Raw genomic sequence first — 25,415 nt, 5'->3', positions numbered from 1 at the left:
TAGATAGTTATTTATTCTTGACTATTTGAGCTGTGAAGGTTGCTTCTGATACAACTTTATCACCTACAAACATATATCCCTTCATGGAACTGATGCCATGACGTACGGGATGCAATAATTCTACTTTGAAGAGAAGAGTGTCCCCGGGCACTACTTTCTGCCTGAACTTAACATTATCTATCTTCATGAAGTAAGTAGACCATTTTTCGGGTTCTTCTAATTGACTCAAAACGAGAATACCACCGCATTGTGCCATACCTTCAATCTGTAATACACCGGGCATTACCGGCTCTTGCGGGAAGTGACCTACGAAGAAAGGTTCGTTGGCTGTGACATTCTTAACGCCGACAATGCTAGTAGAACCCATTGATATAATCTTGTCAACCAGCTGCATGGGATAACGATGGGGGAGTAGTTCCCTTATTCGTATATTATCCATGAGTGGCTCTTCGTTGGGATCATATATCGGTGCTTGTATCTCGTGTTTACGGATTTCCTTACGCATGAGACGCGCAAACTTGTTATTGATGGTATGGCCGGGGCGTGTTGCCACGATTCTACCCTTGATAGGCTTGCCTATTAAAGCCATATCGCCAATAATATCTAGCAATTTATGACGTGTACATTCATTTTCCCACATTAAAGGTTTGTGCTGGATGTAGCCAATTTTCGTTGCATCCATACGGGAAACATTTAATACATCAGCAAGTTGGTCTAGCTTCTCTTGTGACACTTCTTTCTCATAAATGACGATAGCATTGTCGAGGTCGCCACCTTTGATGAGGTTTGCTTCTAATAGAGGAACAATATCGCGGACAAAAACGAAAGTCCTTGCTGGGGCAATTTCTGTAGCGAAGTTTTCTATATTATCGAGTGTTGCAAATTGGCTATTGATAAATTTTGAGTTAAAAGAACACATAGCCGTGATACTAAACTGGTCGTCTGGAAGTATTGTGATGGTAGAACCAGTCTTTTTATCCTTTACTTCTATCTTATGACGAATGATATAGTAGCCTTTCTCTGCGTTTTGTTCTTCGATTCCAACTTCTTGAATCTTCTGCACATACATAGCGCCTGAACCGTCCAATATAGGAAATTCAGGTCCATTAACTTGAATAAGACAGTTGTCAATGCCCATAGCATATAAGGCAGACATGCCATGTTCAACGGTGGATACTTTGATATCACCCTTTGCTAATACAGTACCTCTTTGTGTGTCTACAACATTTTCTGCAATAGCTTCTATGATAGGCTGTCCGTCTAGATCTATTCTTTGAATTCTATAGCCAGTATTTTCTGCAGCCGGAGTAAACGTAACTGTTAAGCTAAGGCCGGTATGCAGTCCTTTACCATAAAGTGAGAAGCTTCCTTTGAGTGTCCTTTGTTTTGACATATAGTATCTTAAATCTTTATAGTTTTCCTTTTAGTTCTTCTAATTCTTTCTGTAATGTACTCAGTTGTTTGTACATTTCTGGTAGTTTACGGAATATAGCTTGGGATTTGAAATAGGCTTTTGGGGCCATTGGTGGGGTGCCTATGAGTGTACAATCATCTTTGATATTTCCGGGAACACCGCTTTGGGCACCAAGGAATACCTTATTACCAATCTTTGCATGGCCGGCGATTCCCACTTGTCCACCAAACATACACCAGTCTCCAACCTTTGTAGAACCAGCAACACCAACTTGAGCTGACATGACAGTGTTTTCTCCTATCTCAGTGTTATGAGCTATTTGTACAAGGTTATCTAATTTGACTCCCTTCTTAATTCGGGTAGCGCCCATTGTCGATCTATCAATACAAGTGTTCGCTCCAATTTCTACTTCATCATCTATAATGACAATACCAATTTGAGGAATCTTGCTATAACCATCGGTATTAGGGGCAACCCCAAATCCATCTGAACCAATAACAGAACCAGCATGTAGGGTAACTCGATTGCCAATCTTGCATCCTTGATAGATAGTCACATGCGGATATAAGAGGCATTCGCTGCCAAGAGTAACGTTATCTCCAACTACTGTATTCGGATATATTTGGCATCCGTCTCCAATGTTGGCATTGTCTCCAATATAGCTGAATGCTCCAATATATACATCTTTACCAATCTTAGCTGTTGGTGAAATAAATGCTAGACTATCAATACCAGCTTTCTTAGGCTTTGAGGCCTCGTATATTTGTAATAGTTTTGCGACAGATTCGTATGCACTCTTCACACGAATCAACGTTGCTTTAACTGGTTTCTCTAATTCTACGGATTCGTCTACTAGTACAACACTAGATTCTGTGCTATATATATAATGGGTGTATTTGGGATTCGATAGAAAAGAAATTGCTCCGGGAGTGCCTTCTTCTATTTTAGCAAAAGTGTTAACGGTTGCGTTTTCATCACCTTCTACACGCCCTTGTACAACTTGGGCAATTTGTTGTGCAGTAAATTCCATCTTCATTAATCAGGTTGTATTAATAGTGCAAATATAGCAATTATTATTTATAATCTCTGATAACAAATGTAATATTTGCGAATTTTTTGGGAAAGTAGTGAAACGTTTAAGATGTCTGAGGCCTCACTGATATCTTTGATGGAATTGTCTTTGTATAGTATTGATATATGGTCTTCATCAAGTTCATACATATCTTTTTGTATTTCTACTTCGCTGAAGAGATACAGAGCCTCTGTTCTACTAATGTTAGCTTTTTGTGCTAATTCTCGTAATAAATCGTCTTTTTCCTCTTGTGATAATGGTTCTTCACGGATTTCAACTTTGAAGATATTCCTTTTGATTAAGTTGTTAGCGAGTGTTGATAATATGAAGTCAGAGTGTTGTGTCCACACTTTGATGCTACTCCAAATATCATTATCGTCTAACATCTCATAGGCTTGGAATGCTTTTTTATCTTTTTTGAATGAAGATGCATCTATCTCATTGTATAAAAAGTACTTTAATTGGGGTGATGCGAAAATATCTTCTCCACGAGAAGCTAAGTATTTTGCTCGAAGTAAGAGGTTTATTAAGACTCTTTCGCATGCAACAGCAGTCTTGTGAAGATATACTTGCCAGTACATCAAACGTCTCGACGTAAGATAATTCTCGATGGAATAGATGCCTTTTTGCTCAATGACAAGTTCATCGTTCACCATGTTAAGCATCTTAATGATTCTAGCGCTGCCAATATTTCCTTCTGTAACACCTGTAAAGAAGCTGTCTCGTCTGAGATAATCAAGCCTATCCATGTCGAGTTGGCTGCTTATCAGTTGGTGCAAAAAGTGTTTAGGATACTCGTCTTTAAAAATTTGGAGGGCGAGATTAAGTTCACCATTCATCTCTTTATTGATTTGCTCCATCATCATCAACGAAATCTCTTCGTGCGAAATCCCATGAATTAAGGTGTTTTCTAACACATGAGAGAATGGACCATGTCCAATGTCATGCATGAGAATAGCTGCTTGTACGGCTTCCGCCTCGCTGTCAAAGATAAAAACTCCTTTCTGTTGCAAGGAAGAAATAGCTTCGCTCATGAGGTGAAAAGCTCCTAATGAGTGTTGGAATCTAGTATGCTGAGCTCCCGGATATACGGCAGAAGCCAACCCTAATTGCTTGATGCGAGTCAACCTCTGCATAAGAGGATGGCTCACAATATCAAGCAATGGACCTGTTGGTACTTTGATAAAGCCGAAGACAGGGTCGTTGATAATCTTACTATCGTTCATCCAAAGAATTAGAGTTTATCTAGTTCTGCCTTCATTTGTTCTTGTAATTCCTTGGCTTTTTCGCCGGCAACCACGGCAAAATCATCTGCCGAACTGGCATAGATAATTCCCCGAGACGAGTTTACAAGTAGTCCACAATCCTTATTAATTCCATATTTGCATACTTCTTGTAGACTGCCTCCTTGTGCTCCGACACCCGGAACCAATAAGAAATGGTCTGGTACAATCTTCCTAATATCTGCAAATAGGCTTCCTTGAGTGGCGCCAACCACATACATCATATTATCTATATTACCCCATTCCTGCGTCTTTCTCAGTACTTGTTCAAACAAGCGGGTACCATTTTGATCTTGCATCAATTGAAAATCGTGTGATCCCTTATTGCTAGTGAGAGCTAGAACGACCACCCACTTGTTCTTATATGCTAGGAATGGAGTTATACTGTCTTCACCCATATAGGGGGCAACCGTCAATGCATCGACATCATATTCCTCAAAGAATGTGCGAGCATACATGGTACTGGTATTCCCAATGTCTCCTCTTTTAGCGTCTGCTATAATCAAATGGTTGGGATAATTCTCTTTTAGATAACTTATAGTCTTCTCAAATGCTATCATCCCCTTGATACCTAGGCTCTCATAAAAGGCTAAGTTGGGTTTATAAGAGACACAGTAGGGAGCAGTGTGGTCAATGATCGCTTTATTGAATTCGAAGATAGGGTCTTCCAACTCCAAGAGACAAGCAGGGATTTTCTTGATGTCTGTATCGAGACCTACACATAGAAACGAACCCTTGGTAAATATTTGTTCAATCAGTTGTTTACGTTCCATATCCTTATAATTCGTTTTCTTTCATCTTTTCTGTATTCTCTGCTACGGTTAGAGCGTCAATCATAGCTTGTATATCTCCGCCCAAGAATCCTTGAAGATCATGTGTCGTGTATCCAATTCTATGGTCTGTGACACGTCCTTGTGGAAAATTATATGTACGAATCTTAGCCGAACGGTCACCAGTAGAAACCAAACTCTTTCTACGACTAGCAATGTCGTCTACATATTTTTGATGTTCTCTGTCGTATATGAAAGTACGTAATCTAGACAAAGCACGCTCTTTATTCTTGGGCTGGTCTCGTGTTTCCGTGCATTCTATGAGGATTTCTTCGGTCTCTCCAGTATTAGGATTCTTCCAAGGATATCTCAATCGTACACCGGACTCAACTTTATTTACGTTCTGACCACCTGCTCCGGAACTTCTGAAGGTATCCCATTTGATGTCGCCTTCATTGATATTGACTTCAAATTTGTCTGCTTCCGGCAATACGGCAACAGTTGCAGCACTTGTATGCATACGTCCTTGGGTCTCTGTAGCGGGTACACGTTGTACACGATGTACACCACTCTCATATTTCAATACGCCATATACACCGTCTCCACTAACTGCGAAATCAATTTCCTTAAAACCACCTACAGCACCTTCCGAGATTGCTGTTATTGATAAATTCCATCCCTTTGAATCGCAATATTTTTTGTACATGTTGAATAAATCGCCGGCAAATAGCGATGCTTCATCACCTCCTGCACCGGCTCGTATCTCCATTTGTACATTCTTGGCATCCTCCGGATCTTTAGGAACAAGTGCAATCTTAATCTCTTCTTCTAGTTTCGGTTGGAGAGCTTCGTTTGCATTTAACTCTTCTCTAGCCATTTCCTTCATATCCGGATCGCTCTCATTGGCGATGATATCTTTAGCCTCTTTGATGGCATTCAGGCAATTAATGTATCTCTTGCGAGCATCCATGATGTCGCCCAAGTCCTTATATTCCTTTGTCAGTTTTACATATCTGGCTTGGTCTGCAATGACATTTGGGTCTGTAATGAGTGTTGAGACCTCTTCATATCTGCTTTCAAGCCCGTCTAGTTTGTCTAGCAAGCTGTTGTATTCTGGCATATAGTATTTGCTTAAATATTATTATAATAATGTATATTAGTAATTGAAGATGCCGTATTCGGAATGGATGGTCAGCGATTTCTCACCTTCTTCTATATGTCCTATCACCTGTGCATCTATATTAAATGATTTGCTTATATCTATAATCTGTTCTGCTACTTCAGGAGTTACATAGATTTCCATGCGATGTCCCATGTTAAATACCTGATACATCTCTTTCCAATTCGTACCACTGCATTCTTTAATCGCCTTGAATAGTGGAGGAATCGGGAATATGTTGTCTTTGATGACTTTACAATTATCATTGATAAAATGAAGAACTTTAGTTTGGGCTCCACCCGTACAGTGCACCATACCATGTATTTCTGGACGCAGTTGATCTAGTATTTTCTTAATGACCGGAGCATAGGTGCGGGTGGGAGAGAGAACTAACTTGCCTGCATTGAGTGAAGTACCTTCTACAGAATCTGTCAGCTTATACTTACCGCTATATACCAACTCGTCCGGAACTGCAGCATCATAGCTTTCTGGATAATTCTTGGCCAAATACTTAGAGAATACATCATGGCGGGCACTTGTCAGCCCATTACTTCCCATACCACCATTATATGTCTTCTCGTATGTAGCCTGTCCGGTAGAACTAAGACCTACAATCACGTCCCCCGGACGTATATTCGCATTGTCGATGACGTCACTTCTCTTCATACGGCAAGTGACAGTAGAGTCTACAATAATCGTCCGAACGAGGTCGCCAACATCGGCAGTCTCACCTCCTGTAGGCCAAATTCCGATTCCCATATCGCGCATTTCGGTCAATAATTCATCGGTACCATTGATAATGGCAGATATTACTTCACCCGGAATGAGCATCTTGTTTCTGCCAATCGTACTTGAAACAAGGATATTATCCACTGCTCCTACACAGAGTAAGTCGTCTGTGTTCATCACGATTGCATCTTGGGCAATACCTTTCCATACATCTATATCACCGGTTTCTTTCCAATACATATATGCGAGTGAGGATTTGGTTCCTGCTCCATCCGCATGCATGATATTACAATACTCCGGATCTCCACCTAGTATATCAGGGATAATCTTGCAAAAGGCTTGTGGATAAAGACCCTTATCAATGTTCTTGATGGCATTATGCACATCTTCCTTGGCAGCACTTACGCCGCGCATCATATATCTATTGTCCATAATATTATTCGTTTTCATTCCAAAAGTCCCAACTAGCAAAGGCTTGTAATAGCAACATCTCCAAGCCATTCTTTACCGTAGCTCCATATTCTAGACCTCTTTTCATGAAGAGGGTTTCATCCGGATTGTATATTAAATCATATAAAAGTGTTCTTGTATTCATAGCCTCGTAGGGCAAATCTGGGCATTCATCGGCTTTAGGATACATTCCACAGGGTGTACAATTAATAACGACATTATATTCTTGAATCATATCCGGAGTAATGTCTTCATATTGTATGATTCCCGGTTTTCTAGTTCTACTAACTAGCTGAGTCTCTATATTGAGCAATTTCAGACCGTATTCTATGGCTTTGGATGCTCCGCCAGTACCGAGGATGAGAGCTTTCTTATGAAAAGCTTCCAATAGTGGTTCTATACTTTTGGTAAAGCCGGTGACATCACTATTATATCCTTTCAAGATGGTATCTTTGCCTTTGTGGTCTATCTTGACTACATTGACGGCACCAATTTCCTTTGCTTCCGGACTGATATAGTCCAAATAGCTCATCACTTTTTGCTTATAAGGAATGGTCACATTGAATCCTTTAAGTTCCGGATTAGATGTGATAATCTCCGGGAGGCTCTCTATATTGGGAATTTCAAAGTTGATATACTCTGCATTGATGTTCTCATTCTCAAATTTCTCATTAAAGAAGCCTACAGAAAATGAGTGCCCAAGTGGATATCCTATAAGTCCATACTTATCCATAGTTATAAGTGCTTTAGCTCTGAATAATTATTTTTCTGCGGTATATAGTGTGCAGATACCGAATGTTAATCTCTTGAAACTAGTCTTGGAGAATCCTGCTTGTTTTAGTATGTTCATCATCGTTTCTCCTTGAGGGAAAGCTTCAATCGTTGCAGATAGATACTTGTATGCACTGTTATCTTTGGATATGAGTTTCCCATAGAGTGGGAGAATGGTGTGTGAATATATTCTAAACAGGTTTCGCATAGGGAAAGAGACTGGCTCAGTCAACTCGATAATGCATAGATGTCCACCAGTTTTCAGTACTCTATACATTTCTTTGAGTCCTTGATCTAGATTTTCAAAGTTGCGAATACCAAAGGCTGCGGTCACTGCATCAAAAGTCTCGTTGGGGAAACTTAAATTCATACAGTCTTCTTTTTGGAAAGTTATGATGTTCCCCAACTCTGCTTCTTCTACTTTTTGACGCCCAATTTCCATCATTCCCTCAGAAATGTCAGCTCCTATTAATGAAGATGGTTTCAGTATTTGAGCCGATAGAATGGCAAAATCTCCTGTCCCTGTAGCGATGTCGAGCATCGTTTGGGGGTGGTAAGCAGCCAATTTATTAACTGCTTTTTGTCTCCATCCTTTGTCAATATCCCATGAAAGCCGGTGGTTTAGTGTGTCATAGGTCGGAGCAATGTTATCAAACATCTGCTCTACATGTTCACCCTTGCGCCCGTTTCCATTGTATGGGATTATTTTTTCTTGCTTGTACACTCTGTGGAATGAATTAAATGGTATGCCTTATTTACGCGAAGCCAAATACTCCTTTACGTTTTTCTCGATGCGCGAAGCTATATTATCGCTTATAGCTGCCTTATTGAAAGTCTCGCCCGTAATGTGTTCGTACAGTTCTATGTAGCGTTCGCTTACGCTCTCTGCATATTCATCGGTAATCTCAGGCATCGTTTGGCCGGGTTCGTTCATGAAATTATGTTCAATCAGCCACTGGCGTACAAACTCCTTACTCAACTGCTTTTGTGGTTCACCTTTAGCGAACTTCTCCTCATATCCGTCTGCATAGAAGTATCTACTAGAGTCGGGAGTATGGATTTCGTCTATCAAATAAATCTTTCCATCGCGCTTTCCAAATTCATACTTTGTATCTACAAGTATCAATCCTTGCTTGGCTGCTATTTCTTGTCCACGTGCAAAGAGTTTCTTAGTGTAGTCTTCGATTACGGCATAGTCTTCTTCACTGACGATACCTTGGGCAATGATTTCCTCTTTAGAGATATTCATATCGTGTCCCTCGTCTGCTTTTGTGGTAGGAGTTACGATAGGTTCAGGAAATTTTTGGTTTTCTTTCATGCCTTCCGGAAGTTTGACACCGCATAAATCTCGGCATCCTTCCTTATAAGCTCGCCATGCACTACCTGTAAGAATAGAACGAATAATCATTTCTACTCTGAATCCTTCGCATTTTAGACCGACTGTAACCATTGGGTCGGGAGTTGCCAGCTTCCAGTTGGGGCAGATGTCCTGTGTTGAATCAAGGAACTTTGCCGCAATCTGATTTAACACTTGTCCCTTGAAAGGAATACCTTTTGGTAAAACGACATCAAAAGCAGAGATTCTGTCGGTAGCAACCATTACGATCAAATCGTCGTTGATATCATAGACATCACGTACTTTACCATGGTAAACACTCTTCTGTCCATCGAAATGGAATTCGGTCTTTGTTAATGCTTTCATTTTATTTATAATTAATAGGATTTCCTTATTATGTGGTTGTAGAGGTCTTGCTAGTTGTTTTGTCCGTACTCTTTAGCTGCTTGTCTACGGCATTATTTTTCTTGTCATAAGCATCGAATGCGGCTACAATTCTTGTCACGAGCTTGTGTCTGACGATGTCTTTGCCATCCAGTTTGATAACAGAAATACCTTCGGTATTGCTGAGTATGGATAATGCTTCGCGCAATCCACTCTTCTTTTCTTTGGGCAAATCCACCTGAGTCATATCTCCCGTGATTATCATCTTGGTGTTCCAACCCATTCGAGTCAGGAACATACGAATTTGTTGAGGCGTTGTATTCTGCGCTTCATCAAGTATGACAATGGCATCGCTTAAGGTTCTTCCTCGCATAAAGGCCAAAGGAGCTATCTGTATGATATGCTTTTCAAGCATGTCTTGCAGCTTGACCGGTGGAATCATGTCTTCAAGCGCATCGTATAAGGGTTGCAGATAAGGATCTATCTTGTCTTTCATATCACCGGGAAGAAATCCTAGTTTTTCTCCGGCTTCAACGGCGGGGCGACTTAAAATAATTCTTTTAGCAGTCTTCTCTTTCAAAGCTTTGACGGCTAAAGCTATACTCAGATAGGTTTTACCTGTACCTGCCGGGCCGACAGCAAAAATCATATCATCCTTCTCGAAAGCGTCAATCAATTTTTGTTGATTCTCTGAGCGACTCTTAATGGGACGCCCGGAGATACTGTAAACGATGACGCCTTTTACGGCTTCTTCCTTGGTTTGTTTTCCTTTGATGATGTCTAAGATGTCTTCGTCGTTGATGGCATTAAAACGAAGTACATGTTTACGCATGTGCTCAATGTCTTCTTCAAAAATGGCCATTTCTTCTTCATCGCCCAAAACCTTGATGACGTTGTCTCTTGCAACAATCCTTAATTTGGGAAATAACGACTTGATGACCTGAAGATGACTATTATTTACCCCATATAATACAACAGGGTCTATATCTTCTAAAACAATATGTTTCTCTATCAACGTTATTGATACTTTATTTGGATGCAAAAATACGAAATTTCAATGAATGTAACAAGGAAATGTATTTTGAAATGATAAATAATGAAAAATTACTTTTGGGCTCTCTTTGCTCTCTTTTCTTTTTGCTAACTTTGCAACCGTACGGCTTGAAGAGTTTGAAATTCCTTATGTTATATTGATGTCATTCTGCTGTTGGGCAGGCTCTTCTTGAAAACATTGTTTTTTATATGAAAATCAGTAAAAAAAGATATTTGCAGGGATTTGGAATTGTTATCGTCGTTTTGGGAGCTGTTCGGACTTTTTTCCCAAGTGTAGCCGGAGATATAGCACAGGAGAATACCGTTGCAGATCAAGAAGTTAACGACAGTATTGGCATAGATTCCATTAGCAATAGTCGTGTGGATTTGACAGAGAATGTCTCTACTCATGGAATCTATTTGCGAGATGGTGAAAAGCCTCATCGTATTTATAGTGTTCCTCACTTTGGCAAAACGTTTCCGGATATGAATGATGTGCAGTTACAGGCTGCAACAAAATGGGGCGTCCAGCCGGTAAAAAATCGAGATGAGGCAGAGCATCGCAAGGCAGAATTGGTATATGTCGGTAGCAATCCTTATTTCTATGTAGACCGTCTTCGTAGCAGTATTCCTTATTTGGTACCTAAGGCTGCCGTGCTTTTACAGGATATTGGACGTATCTATTTTGATAGTCTTCAAGTGAAAGGTATTCCATTACATAAGATTATTGTCACGAGTGTGATGCGTAGTAAAGATGATGTATCTCGTCTTCGTAGTCATAACGGAAATGCCACTCAAAACAGTTGCCACTTGTATGGTACTACTTTTGATGTGTGCTATAATAGATATAAGACAGTGGAACGACCGGATGAGCCGCGTCGTAAAGTGCAGAATGATACGCTGAAATGGATTCTGAGTGAAGTTTTAGATGATATTCGTAAGGACAACAGATGCTATGTGAAGTATGAGGTTCATCAAGGTTGTTTCCATATCACGGTGAAGTAATAAAGCATAGCGACTTTTTAGAATTTACTGCAAGGTATCAGCAGGATTGCTGTTAGTATGAGGCATGAAAACAGCAAAGGCTCCGCAGCAATGCTGCGGAGCCTTTGCAATATCCTCATATATAGTTTTTGCTATAGCAATTTACGTATTATTCGGTATAAAACTGTATGAGTCTACGTAGCGCTCTCTCGCATACGGGGCAGAAGTATGGATACTCATTGGTTCTCATACGGCAATCCATCATTGGTCTATACATGCCTTTTAGTGCATATCCCGCTCCTTCGTATACACCTACTTTACTCTTATTTTTGTCTGTGATAGGGGTAGGGACGGGCGTATATTGATCCAACATGTCTTCCCATTTGTTGTGGAAGTCGACCAGTGTGGTTAGGTTGGGCTCCCAAGGCTCAATATCGTGTGGATACATCGGTATTTGTTCAGATTCGTATCCGTATTCATCGCCAAGTCCGGCAAAGCTATGGCCAAACTCATGTACGACGACTAGAGGGGTCAATTTGTGATGAGCCGCAGTTAAGTTATATGAATTGAGGATGCCACCACCGCCGTATTTGTCTGTATTTACTAGTACGATGATATGTTCATAGGGCAGTCCGGCTAGCCAATCGTGCAAATCTTTCAAATGCAGTGTTGTCAGATAGCGGTCGCTGTAGAATGTGTCGAAATGGGAGTGGAGTGCTGTATTTTTCCAAATACCCTTCCCCGGTTCGCTCGTTCCGCTTTCACGCGAGAGGGATTTTACTGCGATGACTTGGAAACGGTCTTTATATGACTTGAATGGTTCGTAAGTGAAGAGTATATTCATAGCCTTCTTTGCGTCTTCAATGAAAGTCGACATCTCGCTTTTTTGATACCCTTCGGCAATGTAGGCTATGCGAATACAGTTGTTTGTATCTTTGGGTGTGGAGAGCACTTCATAAGGTGTAGTGTCTTTAAAGCCTATATGTTTGATAAGGATGTCGGATGGTATAATTCGGTGAGTCAATGTGGCTACGACTTGCCTTCTGTTGTTTCGTAGGTCTAGGGTTACTTCGACCGTATCTTTCGGCATCGGAATCAGCAACACGTTTTCAAAAGACTTGCTGTTGGTCTTGGCTTCATCATAGCTTAACCACTCTTGAAACAAGGACGAGAAAGAGTTTTTATAGATAACTTTTCCTGTATGATGGTCTCTTACCGTAATCTGTCCATTACCCTCAACAGGGAGTTCTGTCAACCTCTTCTTTTTGCCATACCATCTCGGAGATACGTTGAGCTGGTCTATGGAGATATTTTGTAGTTCTACATTCCCCGAAAAAGTATAGTCTATTCTCAATGTACTATCTCTGAAATGATGATGAAACTCTTGAGCATACGTTTTGGAAACAGTGCATAACACTGTCAGTAATAGATAGATAAGGCTTATTTTTCTCATTGTCACGAAATTTAGTACACTCTCAGACTGTCGCCAACTTTAGGTGAATAGTCGGGAGACAAGTGGTTCTTTTTGTATAAGCTCTTGAGCCTGATACCATAAAATTGAGCGATACTATACATGCTTTCACCCTCTTTAATGATATGTGGTCTCTTCTTATATTGCTTTTCTGCCTTTGTTCTTTTCTTTTTGAGATAGATGGTTTCGCCAGTTACGAGGGCATCTTTCTTATTTCTCTCATTGTATTTTGCAATTTTACGATATGAGATACCTACCTCTTTTCCAATGCTCTTGAAGGTATCTCCCAGACGAGCTTTGAGATAGTAGTTATCATTGTAGCGATATATTGGATGCAGTTTTCCGTCAGGATTGACAGGCGTATCGGCTGCGTTGTGGCGAGCCATGAACTTGTCATAGCTTTGCGCATTATCATAAACATAGAGTTTATACAATTGGATAATCTCTATTAGTTTGGTCGCATATCTTGGATTTGTGGCATATCCGCAGGCTTTCAACCCATTTGCCCAACCTCTATAATCTGTTCTGTTTAAAGAGAAAAGTCTACTGTATCTAGATTGTTTGGCTAGAAACTTGCTGTGGTCTTCGTAACTTTGTAAAGCGTTGTCATAAGAACGGAAGCATTCGCCTTCTGCATCATCGTTATGGTAGATGGTTCTACCTTGCCAATTGTGGCATTTGATACCGAAATGATTATTGCCTTTAACACTCAATTCGCTCATTCCTGCTCCGCTCTCCAATAGTCCTTGTGCTAGTGTGATGCTTGCCGGAATATCGTATTTGAGCATTTGTTCAATGGCAAGGTCTTTGTATTGGTTGATATATGCTTGATACGAAGAATTCCATCTCATTTGACCAAATGATTCCAATGAAATGAGACAGAATATATATATAATAGTATTCCTTAAATGCATTATGTTTCTTGCTTATCTGACTTATTCCAAGATAAGTCTCATGATTGTATTGAACAAAAGTACAGAAAAATAAAAATGTATGAAAGGAAATACACTCCTTTAATAATTATTAGTAAATTTGTGACATATATGAAACATTATCGGGTATTATTGGGAATTGGTTCTAATGACCGTCCTGTTGAGAATATAAATAGAGTGAAGGCAATGTTATTGGCGGTATTGTCTGATATTCAATATTCTAGTTGCGTTCCAACAAAGGTAATAGGCATGTATGCAGCTGATTTTTTGAATTGTCTTGTGCTTGGTACGACCGAGATGGCTTTGGAAGAACTTAATCAGAAACTTAAGACGATGGAAAAAAAGTGTGGAAGAACTGCACTGTCGAAGGATTTAGGTTGTATCCCGGTAGATATAGATGTGTTGTTATATGGGAAAGAAAAGTATCATGAAAATGACTGGGATAGACCCTATATTCAACAACTTTTGAAGGAGATGGATATTGAATAATGGGCTATCGATGATTGATATCGTATCCGTATAAGGCAAAATCTCCTTTCAGTGGATCTTCGGGGAAAACATCTTTCATGATTGCAGTGAGACGCTTGGCTACACTCATCGTTGTAGAGGATGTATTCATAAGGCCTAGCCGATTCGCTTCTTGTATTACGTGAGTGTCAAGAGGCATGATTAACGTACGCTTATCTATGATTTTACTCCATATACCTAAGTCTACTGGAGAGTGGTCTCTCGTCATCCAACGTAAATACATACATATTCGCTTACAGCTGGACTTGGCGTTCATAGGAATAGCTTCGGTTTCTTTGTTGAAATAATCAACAATTAGTTCTATGGCATAGAAAGCATCTTTGTCCTTTATATTTGTCGAGATAAAATGATATAAAGAACCATATTCATTGATGAGAATGCTTAGTTTGTTCAGCAATGCGTAAATTGTATGATTACTGTATAGTCTGTAGTAACACTGATTATCGTTAGGAATGTCAGACTCAAACATTCTGTCTTTTACCCAATGAAAGGGCTGATCATGGCTATAATCAAGAAAATTTTGAATCTTTGGAAAGAATTGTTTACGCGAACCGTAGCTTAAACAAGATGCAAGAAAGGCGAGCGTCTCTTGATTTCTTTCCCCTGTAACCTGATGCATAAACCATGCCGGATCATTCTGTAGAAATGCTTTTGTCTCGTATGTATCGGCATATTCTTTTAGATGTTGATATAGTTGATTCGGTATGGTGTGGATTCTTTTCAAGAATTGTTTATTTTTTAAAACGTTTCAAATTATATTTGATGACGAAATAGACAATGGCTATGGCTATCAAACCTATAATGGCAATCTTGATATATTCTCCATATTCCATGATTTTGTCTTGAAGTAACTCTTCTGGTACAATACTGTGGAGATACCATCCTAATGCTGCAAGGATACAGTTCCATGCCCCAGCACCAATCGTTGTATAGAGTAAAAACTTTCCATAGTGCATCTTGGCAAGTCCTGCTGGGATGGAAATGAGGTGTCGGATGCCGGGTAAGAGGCGACCAGTGATAGTTGCCACCATTCCATGGTTATAAAAATACTTTTCACTCTTCTCTACTTTGGCTTGGTTGAGCAAACATAGATGGCCTAGTTTGCTGTTTGCGAATTTATAAATAAGTGGACGTCCAAGGTAATATCCGGCAATGTAGTTAATAGTAGCACCCAAGTCGGCACCAATAGTAGCAAAGAGAATGACAAGTGCGATATTTAGATTACCACTGGCCGCGTGATAGGCTGCGGGTGATACTACTAATTCTGAAGGAACAGGAATAACGGTACTTTCCAGTAACATTAAGAATAGTATCGTTCCATAATTGAGGTTTCCTAATAAGGATGATAGCCAACTCATAATTTGTTTCTTTAATTTGGGTTGTTATTAATGTAATCAATATATTGTTCAGGCTCTAAGTCTTCGGGAAAGTCTTGGCCTAAAATCATTTGTGCTTCATAAGGATTGACTTTGCAAGCCTTTTCTATGGCAGCGCGATATTCTTCTGTCTGACCCATATATTTGCAACAGTAGGCAAGATAAGCCCATCCTGTAGTCCACTTGTTGTCTACGGCTTGGAGTAGAGCCTTAAACATTTTATAAGCTAACTGTATATATCCGTTATCGAATACGGAAATGGCGATACGAAGAAATATCTGTGGAGAGGAGTTTGATAGTTTGATAGCTCTTTGGAAATACTTCTGTGCATCATCTATATTTCCATGCTCCAATACTAAATGTCCTCGTAGTACTTCGAGCTCGTCTTTACTACTATGTGGAAGGAGCTCGGCTCTATCGACGTATCCCAAAGCTTTATCAGTATTGCCTTGTCTAGATAAGGCGAAAGCTAATTCTTGATATATTTCAGATAGATTGGGGGATAAATGTGGAGCCTGCTCGGAGGCTTTTATTAAATGTGCAATAGCCTCCGTGGTTCTATCCATGTTGAAAAGCGTTATTCCTTGCAACATCTCACCCAGTTCTTCGTGTGGGCATAGTTTGGAAAAACGTTGGTAATACTTGAGGGCTTCTTCATAATTGCCCAATGCAAATAGGCCATTGCCCTTGTTCAAGATAGCTTCGTCGTCATTGGGATTAATGGCTATAGAGAATTCACTGCTACTGATACTGTTTTTAAAATCATTCCTCATCAATTGCGAGGAAGCCAATTGGTTCCAATAGGGGCTTGCGTATGGGTTGCCATCAATGAGTTCGTTGAAGATGCGTTCGCATTCTTCGTATTGCCCATTGCCCATTGCTATTCTGCCTTGGAGTTCTTTGTATTCCTCGGAAGTATTATCGCTAGCTAGCTCCAACCATTCTTGAGCTTTATCTACAATGTCGTAATCAGAAAAAAGTGAAGCTACATCTATATAGAAATCTTCAATATCTTCTTCGGCTATGTTGTTGAGACACTGACGCAGATATTTATCTGCTACTTCAATTTTATCTTGCACAAGTAGTATCTCCGCTTCGATATAGAAGTAGTCAAGGTCTGATTTGTCTTGCACTTGTGCTACGTATTTCTTTGCTTTTTCTATATTTCCCTCTCGCAACAAGGCGAATCTAGCTTTGAAAAGGAGTGGGGCTGTAGCACCGGGAAAGAGTTGGATGGCATAATCAATTACTTCAATAGCCTGCTCGGTACAGCCTTTGGAATGGTAATATTCGGCTATATCGGTTAGTTCTTCAGATTCCAAATACGGATATTTTCCCTGTTGTAGGCTTTCTTCATATTTGTGGAGTAGATCTTTGAACTCATTGCTATTGAAATAATTGTCTGCCATGTACTACGTTTACTTGTTAAGTTTAGCCCATGTATCTTTCAAACTGACAGTCTTGTTGAAGATAGGCTTCTCCGGTGTAGAATCAATATCTGCCATAAAGTATCCTATTCTTTGGAATTGCAGATATTCACCTGCGGACTTTTGAGCTGCATAGTTTTCAACGTAGCAATTTTCGTAAATGTACAAGCTTTCTGGATTTAGTAATTCTCTAAAATCACGTTCGTCTGCAGATGGATTCTCGATGTTGAAGAGTCTGTCGTACTCTTGAACTGTGGCTTTGACGCAAGAATCTGCCGATACCCAATGTAGGGTACCTTTAACTTTGCGGTTTGCACCTTCAAGTCCACTTTTACTCAATGGGTCATATTCTGCTTGAATCTCAGTTATATTTCCGTTTTCATCTTTAGTGCACCCTGTACACTTAATAATATACGCATTTTTGAGCCGAACCTCATTACCAGGAGTCATTCTGAAGAATTTCTTTGGAGCATCTTCCATGAAATCAGAACGTTCAATCCATAAGTCTTTGGTGAAAGCAATGGTGTGTGTGCCATCTTCTGCATTTTCAGGATTATTGATAGCTTCCATTTCTTCTAGCTGTCCGTCGGGATAGTTTGTAATGACAAGTTTTACAGGATTTAGCACTGCACTCACACGACAAGCCCTCTTATTCAAATCTTCTCTGACAGAAGCTTCCAACAATGCCATATCGTTTAAAGCGTCAAATTTTGTGTATCCAATAGAATCTATAAACATACGGATACTTTCTGGTGAGTATCCTCTTCTGCGCATACCACACAATGTAGGCATACGTGGGTCGTCCCATCCTGCTACTAACTTCTCATCAACCAAAGTATGGAGCTTTCTCTTGCTCATAACAGTGTATGTAAGATTAAGACGGTTGAACTCAATCTGTCTAGGACGATTGTCATTCAATACGTTGGCTGAGCCGTCTTTCTCTTTCAAGAAATCGATAAACAGATCGTAGAGAGGGCGGTGAGGTACAAATTCCAGTGTGCAGATGGAGTGAGTTACCCCCTCGAAGTAATCGCTCTGACCATGTGCGAAGTCGTACATGGGGTAGCAGTGCCATTTAGTACCGGTGCGATGGTGTGGAGTTTGAATGATTCGATAGATGATGGGATCTCTGAAATGCATGTTTGGATTAGCCATATCTAATTTAGCTCTCAAGACCATACTACCTTCTACGGCTTCTGGAGTATTCATCTGCATGAAAAGTTCAAGGCTTTCTTCTATGGGACGATTCCTGTATGGGCTATCTTCACCCGGCGTTGTTGGAGTGCCTTTTTGTTGTGCTATCTGCTCGGAAGTCTGTTCGTCAACATAGGCTTTACCTTGTTTGATGAGCCAAATGGCAAAATCCCACAACTTCTCAAAATAGTCAGAAGCATAATAGATATTTCCCCATTTGAATCCAAGCCAACTGATATCATGCAGGATATTCTCTACATATTCGTTGTTTTCTTTACTTGGGTTCGTGTCATCAAAACGGAGATTGCATATACCATTGTATTTTTCTGCAACACCAAAGTCCATGCAAATAGCTTTTGCATGTCCTATATGTAGGTAACCGTTTGGCTCAGGCGGGAAACGAGTTTGAATACGTCCACCGTTTTTACCATCAGCTAAGTCTTTTTCTACTAGTTGTTCTACAAAACTAATACCTTTTTTAACCTCAGTATTATTTTCTTCTTTCGTTACCATAGTGTTTGTCTTCTAATTTTTGGTTACAAAGTTAATAAAAAGATGATAGACAATAGCAAGTATGAATATTTTTATTCAAACACCTTATAATAGGATGAATATAATACGAAGAATGAATGACTATTGTTGCTGATATAACCTCCAAAAATATGTTTATAAACATAGAAAAATATTTTTGTGGTTTATTAAAAACTGTTATCTTTGCGCCAGTTATCCTGAATACAATCTTTTTACCTTAAAAAAGCTAATACCTATTGAGATTGGATGCCTCCCTTTGAGAAAAGGGGGGCGTTTGTTTTTATGACTATATGGCCAGGTAAATAAACAGTGTTGGCATTTATTATAAGGATTAGTCGAATTTTATAAAAAAAGTTTTAATTTGTTTGTGTTTTCTATGGAATGTTGTATATTTGCAAGCAAAGAATAAAATATTTGAAATAAAGAATATGAATATATCAATATCTACAGCATGGTGGTGGCGTTTCTCAAGATTGAAAAAGTCGTGAGTTACGAAGCCATGTAGATATTTGAATAGAAAAGATACATCACAGAGGCCTGTCGTTCTTGCGACAGGCCTCTGTTTTATAATTTATTGCAAATAAAATTGGAATCATAGGAGAATAATAAAATGGCAATGAAAGATGTTTTGAATAAGATGTTGAATCATGAAGTGTTAACTCGTGAAGAAACTAAAGACGTGATTCTTGGTATTACAAAGAGCGAATATCCACAAGAACAGATAACGGCTCTACTCACTGGGCTGCAAATGCGAGGCGTTACGGTAGATGAATTATTGGGATTCCGTGATGGTATTTTAGAGACAGGTGTTCCGGCACTATTGAATAGCGAACGTTATATAGACGTTGTGGGCACGGGGGGTGATCGGAAAAACACGTTCAATATCTCAACGACCGCATGTTTTGTTATAGCTGGTGCTGGATATAAAGTTGCCAAGCACGGTAATTATGCAGCTACATCGGTGAGTGGAGCTTCTAATGTTATTCATCAACATGGTGTTGTATTTACTGATGATATGGAAAAATTGAACCGTAGTCTTAATGAAGCCGGCATTGTATATCTTCATGCTCAGCTATTTGCTAAAGCTATGAAATTTGTAGGTCCTATCCGTTCTGCGCTACAATTTCCAACAGTATTTAATCTGTTAGGTCCATTAGTCAATCCTTCGCAGCCGACATGTCAGCTGTTGGGAGTTGCTACGCTTGAGCAGATGCGACTTTATACTCAGGTAAACCAAAAATTAGGAATAGATTTCGGAATCGTAAATAGTATTGATGGTTATGATGAGATTAGTCTGACAGGTGACTTTAAGGTGACAACCAATGATTATGAGAGGGTATTTAAACCTGCAGACCTTGGATTTGAAATTGCCAAACCTGAGGAAGTTGTTGGTGGAGCAACAGAGGAAGAAGCTGCAGCTATCTTTGATGCAGTGCTTGAAAATCGTGCATTACCGGCTCAAAAGAATATAGTTTTGGCTAATGCGGCATTTGGAATCCAAGTGATGGAGCGTGGCAGAAAAGATATTCAAGAATGTATAGAGATTGCACGTGAGAGTATAGATAGTGGTAAGGCTTTGGCCACATTTAAGAAATTTGTAGCCCTTAATTCATGATGAAAGATATTCTAGAAGAAATAATAGCTCGAAAGCAGAAGGATATAGAACTATTTAAACAGTTTTTACCTCCTAGCAAACTTTATACATTGGTGGAACAGAAGATGATAGAAGGTCAATCGGATATTCCTGATCGTTCTATGAAAAAAGCATTATTGGATTCTGATACAGGTATTATAGCGGAATTTAAGCGTCGTTCTCCTAGTAAAGGTTGGATAAACGAAAAAGGAAAAGCAAATATTATTCCTTTGTCTTATCAGCAACATGGAGCTGCAGCATTGAGTATATTAACAGATACTCCGTATTTTGGAGGCTACGATGAGTTTGTCAGTGAAGCCCGATTGTCGGGTGTTACCCTACCAATACTTTATAAAAATTTCATCATGGATGAATATCAACTGTTTCAAGCTCGTTATTGTGGAGCCTCGGCGATATTATTAATAGCGACTGTAATCGCAAAATCTACATGTCGACAGTTTATAGATATAGCCCATGAACTTGGTTTGGAAGTGTTATTAGAGGTACATAGTGAGTGCGAACTGGAATATGTAGAATTATCCCCTGATATGCTTGGTATTAATAATCGTAATTTAGGCAGTTTTAATACTGATGTGGATTGTAGCTTTAAAATGGCGGAATTATTGCCAGAAGATATTTGTAAAGTTAGTGAGAGTGGGATAAGTAATCCTTTGATTGTAAGTCAATTAAGAAGTGTTGGGTATAGAGGATTCTTGATAGGAGAATGTTTCATGAGGCATGATGAACCGGGGGCGGCATTATCAGCGTTTATTCAAGATTTAAAAGAACAATAAAAGATATGGAAAGAGAACAATTAATAGTGAAAGTTTGTGGTATGCGCGACGCGGCAAACATAGAATCTGTGGCCAAGTTGGGTGTGGATATGATAGGGTTAATCTTTTGTCGTACTTCTCCTCGTTATGTTTCAATGGTTGATAGTTTAGCAGGATTTATGCCCAACTATACTGTAAATCAACTCAAGGAAATGAAGAATCCGTCAAAGTCAACTGATATAAAGGTTGCTCCAAAACGTGTAGGAGTTTTTATTGATGAGATGCCGCAAACCATTATTACTCATGTTTATAATTATCGGTTGGATTATGTGCAACTTCATGGATATGAAAATCGGATTATGATAGAGAATTTGCGTCGGACAATAGAGCCGGATATAAGAAGAAATGTAAAGTTCATCAAGACGCTCCATGTGAGCACATTAGAGGATGTAGAGGAATATAAGGATTATGAGGGCGCTGTAGATATGTTCTTATTTGATACGTCTTGTCGTCTAGGTGGTGGTAGTGGACAGAAATTTAATTGGGATTTGCTAAAGCAATATTCCGGTGAGACTCCTTTCTTGTTAAGTGGTGGGATAGGCCCGGAAGATGTTGATAATATTAAGAATTTTAATCATCCCCGCTTTATAGGAGTCGATTTAAATAGCCGATTTGAGATAAAGCCGGCATTAAAGAACATAGACTTATTACAAGAATTTATTCAATCACTCCGAAAATGAACAGAATAAATAAACTTTTTGAAGAGCGAGGTGATAGGAAACTCTTGTCTCTATATTTCTGTGCGGGGTGTCCTACACTTGAAGGAACTGGTAAAGTAATCAAGACTTTACAACGTCGTGGAATAGATATGGTAGAAGTTGGGATCCCATTTAGTGACCCATTGGCTGATGGTCCGGTCATCCAATCGGCCGGAACGCTTGCTTTAAGAAATGGAATGACACTTGCGAAACTATTCAAACAGCTTGAGGAAATAAAGGCAGAAGTAGAAATTCCATTGGTGTTAATGGGCTATCTGAATGTAATAATGCATTATGGATGGAAAAACTTTTGCCAGTCGTGTGTGAAGAGTGGAGTGTCGGGAGTCATTATTCCAGATCTTCCTTTTAATGATTATATGGAAGTGATGAAGCCTATTGCTGATAATTACAATCTTCGTATCATTATGATGATAACACCGGAAACCAGTGAAGAACGCATCCGATTTATAGATGAGCATACTGATGGCTTTATTTATATGGTGAGTAGTGCAAGTATCACAGGTGCTCAAAGTAATTTTGGAGAAGCCAAATTAGCTTATTTTGAGAGAATTAATAATATGAACCTACGCAATCCACGTATGATTGGCTTTGGTATTAGTAATCGCCAGACGTTGGAGAGTGCACAAGAAAATGCCGCTGGAGCTATTATTGGAAGCCGATTCGTAACATTACTCAATGAGACAAAGGATGCCGAAGAAGCTATTAATGAATTATATGAGGCTTTAAAGAAATAGAATAATGGAAAAGTTTGGAGTTGATAAAAGAGGATTTTATGGTCAATTCGGAGGGGCTTATGTTCCTGAAATCCTTTATAAGTGTGTGCATGATTTACAAAATGCTTATATACCAATTATTGAGAGCGAGAAGTTCCGACATGAATATGAGCAATTATTGAAAGATTATGTGGGCCGACCATCACCTTTATATTATGCACAACGTATGAGTGAGAAGTATGGTTGTAAACTTTATCTAAAACGTGAAGATTTGAATCATACTGGTGCCCATAAGATTAATAATACGATTGGTCAAATCCTATTAGCACGTGAAATGGGGAAGACACGTATCATTGCTGAGACCGGAGCTGGTCAGCATGGAGTTGCTACAGCTACTGTATGTGCTTTGATGAATATGAAATGTGAAATCTTTATGGGAAAGGCAGATGTGGAGCGGCAATATACAAACGTAGAGCGCATGCGTATGCTAGGTGCAACTGTTCATCCTGTTACTACTGGTAATATGACATTGAGTGATGCTTGCTCTGAAGCTATTCGTGATTGGTGTTGTCATCCACAAGATACATTTTATATAGTAGGCTCTACGATGGGCCCTCATCCTTATCCGGATATTGTGGCTAGAATGCAAAGTATTATCTCTAAAGAAATAAAATGGCAATTACAAGAGAAGATAGGACGTGATTATCCTGATTATCTTATAGCATGCCTAGGTGGAGGTTCTAATGCTGCAGGGACGATTTATCATTATGTTGATGACGAACGGGTGAAGATAGTATTGGCTGAAGCCGGGGGACATGGTGTTGATACTGATTATACCGCAGCTACTATCCATCGCGGTACTGAGGGTATTATTCATGGTGCTCGTACGCTAGTAATGCAAACTGAGGATGGACAGATAGAAGAGGCATTTACCATTAGTGCCGGGCTTGATTATCCGGGTATTGGTCCAATGCACGCTTATCTTTCTCAGGTGGGGTGCGAGCAAGTTTTGGCTATCAATGATGATGAAGCTATCTATGCCGGATATGAGTTAACCCGTATGGAAGGAATTATTCCTGCGATTGAGAGCGCACATGCAATAGCTGCATTAAAGAAGATAAGTTTTAAACCTGATGATGTGGTAGTGCTTACTGTTTCTGGTCGTGGTGATAAAGATGTAGAGACTTATTTGAATAATAAAGTAATGGCAAAAGAGTATGGAAACTTTTAATTATATCACAGTTACACGTAAGATATTGGCAGATCTCTATACCCCTGTGGGTATTTATATGCATTTGCGTGACAAATATCCTCAAAGCGCTTTGATGGAAAGTTCGGATTATCACAGTCATGATAATTCTCGTTCTTTTATAGGGATACATCCTATAGCAAGTATTATGATAGGGCATGGGGCTGTGAATTGTAGTTTCCCGGATGGCACTACAGAAACAGAACGATTACCTATATTTACTCAGAAAGGAGCTGATACTTGTAAATTAGCTGTGGCAAATGCCATGAATCGTTTCTTAAAGAGATTTCATGTAGAAGGTGAAAGAAAGGATTTGTGTGGTTTGTATGGGTATACGGCATTTAATGCAGTGCGTTATTTTGAGAATATCCCGATAAAAGACGAAATAATAGAAAAGAATGATGCACCGGATATTTATTATATCTTGTATCAGAATCTTATAGTCTTTGATCATTTCAATAATACAATTGAGTTAATCACATTAAGTGATTCTGATAGTGAAAAAGGAGAAATTGAATTAGATAAATTAATTAAGTCCATTGATTGCGCAAATGTTAAACCGTATGGCTTTCGTCCGATAGGGGAGACAATCAGCACTTTAACGGATGAACAACATAAAGCAAATATTAGGAAATGCGTACAACATTGCTTACGCGGTGATGTCTTTCAAATAGTCGTGTCACGCCGGTTTATCCAAAGATATGAAGGTGATGATTTTAAACTTTATCGCGTTTTGAGAAGTATTAATCCTAGTCCTTACTTATTTTATTTAGATTTTGGAGGGTTCCGAATATTTGGTTCGTCACCGGAAACTCATAATCGAATGATGGGAAATCAATCTTTTATCGACCCTATTGCAGGCACAACAAGGCGGACAGGCAATCAAGAACAGGATCAAAAGAATGCATCTTTTTTAGCTAATGATTCCAAAGAGAATGCAGAACATGTAATGTTGGTAGATCTAGCACGCAATGATTTAAGTCGAAACTGCCATGATGTAAAGGTTGATTTTTATAAAGATATGCAGCTTTATAGCCATGTTATTCATTTAGTAAGCAGAGTCAGTGGGGTATTAGATGAAGGAGCAGATCATATAAGCGCTTTTATAGACACCTTTCCAGCGGGTACACTTAGCGGTGCTCCCAAGGTAAAGGCGATGCAAATTATTAGTGAATTAGAGCCCCATAGTCGTGGAGTGTATGGTGGATGCATTGGTTTTATAGGGCTGAATGGTGATTTGAATCAAGCAATTGTTATCAGAACATTTGTTAGTAGGAATGGAGAATTATGGTTTCAAGCTGGTAGTGGTGTTGTATCTAAGAGTGATGCAGACTATGAATTAGAGGAATGTAACAATAAGTTGGGGGCTTTAGCTCAAGCAATCAAAATAGCTGAAAATATCTAAATATGTAAAGTATGAATGTT

24 protein-coding genes are annotated in these 25,415 nt (G+C 39.3%); 8 read left to right on the top strand and 16 right to left on the bottom strand.

What is annotated here, in order from left to right:
- Positions 1 to 7 precede the first annotated feature (7 nt).
- Genes HMPREF0671_RS06820 through HMPREF0671_RS06775 form a run of 10 tightly spaced genes read right to left on the bottom strand, consistent with a single transcriptional unit; the run spans position 8 to position 10,383 of the window.
- A complete protein-coding gene (locus tag HMPREF0671_RS06820) occupies positions 8 to 1,393 on the bottom strand; it encodes a bifunctional UDP-3-O-[3-hydroxymyristoyl] N-acetylglucosamine deacetylase/3-hydroxyacyl-ACP dehydratase (protein ID WP_036898535.1) in 1,386 nt (461 codons plus the stop codon).
- Between the two features lie 16 nt (positions 1,394 to 1,409).
- On the bottom strand, positions 1,410 to 2,444 hold the full coding sequence (gene lpxD, locus HMPREF0671_RS06815) for a UDP-3-O-(3-hydroxymyristoyl)glucosamine N-acyltransferase (RefSeq protein ID WP_036898574.1): 1,035 nt from the start codon (positions 2,442 to 2,444) through the stop codon (positions 1,410 to 1,412).
- A 47-nt stretch (positions 2,445 to 2,491) separates the two neighbouring features.
- Complete coding sequence (locus tag HMPREF0671_RS06810) at positions 2,492 to 3,712, bottom strand: HD domain-containing protein (RefSeq protein WP_036898533.1); 1,221 nt, start codon at positions 3,710 to 3,712, stop codon at positions 2,492 to 2,494.
- Between the two features lie 8 nt (positions 3,713 to 3,720).
- Entirely contained in the window at positions 3,721 to 4,542 is an 822-nt protein-coding gene (pyrF, locus tag HMPREF0671_RS06805; protein ID WP_036898530.1) for an orotidine-5'-phosphate decarboxylase, read from the bottom strand.
- 4 nt (positions 4,543 to 4,546) lie between these two features.
- Positions 4,547 to 5,659 (bottom strand): peptide chain release factor 1, encoded by a 1,113-nt coding sequence (gene prfA, locus HMPREF0671_RS06800; RefSeq protein WP_036898527.1) that lies wholly within the window; start codon positions 5,657 to 5,659, stop codon positions 4,547 to 4,549.
- 36 nt (positions 5,660 to 5,695) lie between these two features.
- On the bottom strand, positions 5,696 to 6,859 hold the full coding sequence (locus HMPREF0671_RS06795) for an AIR synthase-related protein (protein WP_036898571.1): 1,164 nt from the start codon (positions 6,857 to 6,859) through the stop codon (positions 5,696 to 5,698).
- Between the two features lie 4 nt (positions 6,860 to 6,863).
- The gene (locus HMPREF0671_RS06790) at positions 6,864 to 7,610 is read right to left on the bottom strand and encodes a shikimate dehydrogenase (RefSeq protein WP_036898511.1); all 747 of its coding nucleotides are present in this window, start codon (positions 7,608 to 7,610) and stop codon (positions 6,864 to 6,866) included.
- A gap of 27 nt (positions 7,611 to 7,637) precedes the next feature.
- Positions 7,638 to 8,372 (bottom strand): bifunctional demethylmenaquinone methyltransferase/2-methoxy-6-polyprenyl-1,4-benzoquinol methylase UbiE, encoded by a 735-nt coding sequence (ubiE, locus tag HMPREF0671_RS06785; RefSeq protein WP_036898509.1) that lies wholly within the window; start codon positions 8,370 to 8,372, stop codon positions 7,638 to 7,640.
- A 27-nt stretch (positions 8,373 to 8,399) separates the two neighbouring features.
- On the bottom strand, positions 8,400 to 9,350 hold the full coding sequence (locus HMPREF0671_RS06780; RefSeq protein WP_036898507.1) for a phosphoribosylaminoimidazolesuccinocarboxamide synthase: 951 nt from the start codon (positions 9,348 to 9,350) through the stop codon (positions 8,400 to 8,402).
- Between the two features lie 28 nt (positions 9,351 to 9,378).
- On the bottom strand, positions 9,379 to 10,383 hold the full coding sequence (locus HMPREF0671_RS06775; protein ID WP_036898505.1) for a PhoH family protein: 1,005 nt from the start codon (positions 10,381 to 10,383) through the stop codon (positions 9,379 to 9,381).
- A gap of 227 nt (positions 10,384 to 10,610) precedes the next feature.
- On the opposite strand from HMPREF0671_RS06775, the gene HMPREF0671_RS06770 reads away from it, so the two are divergent.
- Positions 10,611 to 11,405, top strand: coding sequence for a DUF5715 family protein (locus HMPREF0671_RS06770; RefSeq protein ID WP_036898503.1), 795 nt, complete (start codon positions 10,611 to 10,613; stop codon positions 11,403 to 11,405).
- Between the two features lie 148 nt (positions 11,406 to 11,553).
- Here HMPREF0671_RS06770 and HMPREF0671_RS06765 read toward each other — a convergent pair whose 3' ends face one another.
- Both HMPREF0671_RS06765 and HMPREF0671_RS06760 read right to left on the bottom strand, forming a co-directional pair.
- Complete coding sequence (locus tag HMPREF0671_RS06765) at positions 11,554 to 12,837, bottom strand: M64 family metallopeptidase (protein WP_036898500.1); 1,284 nt, start codon at positions 12,835 to 12,837, stop codon at positions 11,554 to 11,556.
- Positions 12,838 to 12,848: 11 nt separating this feature from the next.
- Positions 12,849 to 13,706, bottom strand: coding sequence for a glucosaminidase domain-containing protein (locus HMPREF0671_RS06760; RefSeq protein ID WP_369793937.1), 858 nt, complete (start codon positions 13,704 to 13,706; stop codon positions 12,849 to 12,851).
- 138 nt (positions 13,707 to 13,844) lie between these two features.
- Here HMPREF0671_RS06760 and HMPREF0671_RS06755 point away from each other — a divergent pair, with 138 nt between their 5' ends.
- Positions 13,845 to 14,276 carry a 2-amino-4-hydroxy-6-hydroxymethyldihydropteridine diphosphokinase gene (locus HMPREF0671_RS06755; protein ID WP_198025890.1) on the top strand — a complete coding sequence of 144 codons (432 nt, stop codon included), beginning with the start codon at positions 13,845 to 13,847 and terminating at the stop codon, positions 14,274 to 14,276.
- 4 nt (positions 14,277 to 14,280) lie between these two features.
- On the opposite strand, the gene HMPREF0671_RS06750 is transcribed toward HMPREF0671_RS06755, so the two are convergent.
- The 4 genes from HMPREF0671_RS06750 to HMPREF0671_RS06735 are packed head-to-tail and all read right to left on the bottom strand — an operon-like array spanning position 14,281 to position 18,825.
- Complete coding sequence (locus HMPREF0671_RS06750) at positions 14,281 to 15,039, bottom strand: TIGR02757 family protein (protein WP_369793936.1); 759 nt, start codon at positions 15,037 to 15,039, stop codon at positions 14,281 to 14,283.
- Positions 15,040 to 15,046: 7 nt separating this feature from the next.
- Positions 15,047 to 15,673 carry a DedA family protein gene (locus tag HMPREF0671_RS06745; protein WP_036898492.1) on the bottom strand — a complete coding sequence of 209 codons (627 nt, stop codon included), beginning with the start codon at positions 15,671 to 15,673 and terminating at the stop codon, positions 15,047 to 15,049.
- 11 nt (positions 15,674 to 15,684) lie between these two features.
- On the bottom strand, positions 15,685 to 17,100 hold the full coding sequence (locus tag HMPREF0671_RS06740) for a tetratricopeptide repeat protein (protein WP_036898489.1): 1,416 nt from the start codon (positions 17,098 to 17,100) through the stop codon (positions 15,685 to 15,687).
- Between the two features lie 9 nt (positions 17,101 to 17,109).
- On the bottom strand, positions 17,110 to 18,825 hold the full coding sequence (locus HMPREF0671_RS06735) for a glutamine--tRNA ligase/YqeY domain fusion protein (protein ID WP_036898486.1): 1,716 nt from the start codon (positions 18,823 to 18,825) through the stop codon (positions 17,110 to 17,112).
- 628 nt (positions 18,826 to 19,453) lie between these two features.
- On the opposite strand from HMPREF0671_RS06735, the gene trpD reads away from it, so the two are divergent.
- The 6 genes from trpD to HMPREF0671_RS06705 are packed head-to-tail and all read left to right on the top strand — an operon-like array spanning position 19,454 to position 25,395.
- Positions 19,454 to 20,458, top strand: coding sequence for an anthranilate phosphoribosyltransferase (gene trpD, locus HMPREF0671_RS06730; protein ID WP_198025889.1), 1,005 nt, complete (start codon positions 19,454 to 19,456; stop codon positions 20,456 to 20,458).
- Entirely contained in the window at positions 20,458 to 21,270 is an 813-nt protein-coding gene (gene trpC / locus HMPREF0671_RS06725) for an indole-3-glycerol phosphate synthase TrpC (protein ID WP_036898562.1), read from the top strand. Before trpD ends, trpC begins: the two co-directional genes overlap by 1 nt.
- A 5-nt stretch (positions 21,271 to 21,275) precedes the next feature.
- The gene (locus HMPREF0671_RS06720; RefSeq protein ID WP_036898483.1) at positions 21,276 to 21,989 is read left to right on the top strand and encodes a phosphoribosylanthranilate isomerase; all 714 of its coding nucleotides are present in this window, start codon (positions 21,276 to 21,278) and stop codon (positions 21,987 to 21,989) included.
- Complete coding sequence (gene trpA, locus HMPREF0671_RS06715; protein WP_036898479.1) at positions 21,986 to 22,762, top strand: tryptophan synthase subunit alpha; 777 nt, start codon at positions 21,986 to 21,988, stop codon at positions 22,760 to 22,762. The genes HMPREF0671_RS06720 and trpA overlap by 4 nt, the downstream gene beginning before the upstream one ends.
- Before the next feature lie 4 nt (positions 22,763 to 22,766).
- Positions 22,767 to 23,972 carry a tryptophan synthase subunit beta gene (gene trpB, locus HMPREF0671_RS06710; RefSeq protein WP_036898476.1) on the top strand — a complete coding sequence of 402 codons (1,206 nt, stop codon included), beginning with the start codon at positions 22,767 to 22,769 and terminating at the stop codon, positions 23,970 to 23,972.
- Positions 23,959 to 25,395: an anthranilate synthase component I family protein gene (locus HMPREF0671_RS06705; RefSeq protein WP_036898473.1), complete on the top strand. Its 1,437-nt coding sequence runs from the start codon at positions 23,959 to 23,961 to the stop codon at positions 25,393 to 25,395. The genes trpB and HMPREF0671_RS06705 overlap by 14 nt, the downstream gene beginning before the upstream one ends.
- The last annotated feature ends 20 nt before the right edge of the window (positions 25,396 to 25,415 follow it).

The organism is Prevotella sp. S7 MS 2 (genome assembly GCF_000762865.1).
Classification (GTDB): Bacteria; Bacteroidota; Bacteroidia; order Bacteroidales; family Bacteroidaceae; genus Prevotella.
This window is presented reverse-complemented; position numbering and strand designations above follow the sequence as displayed.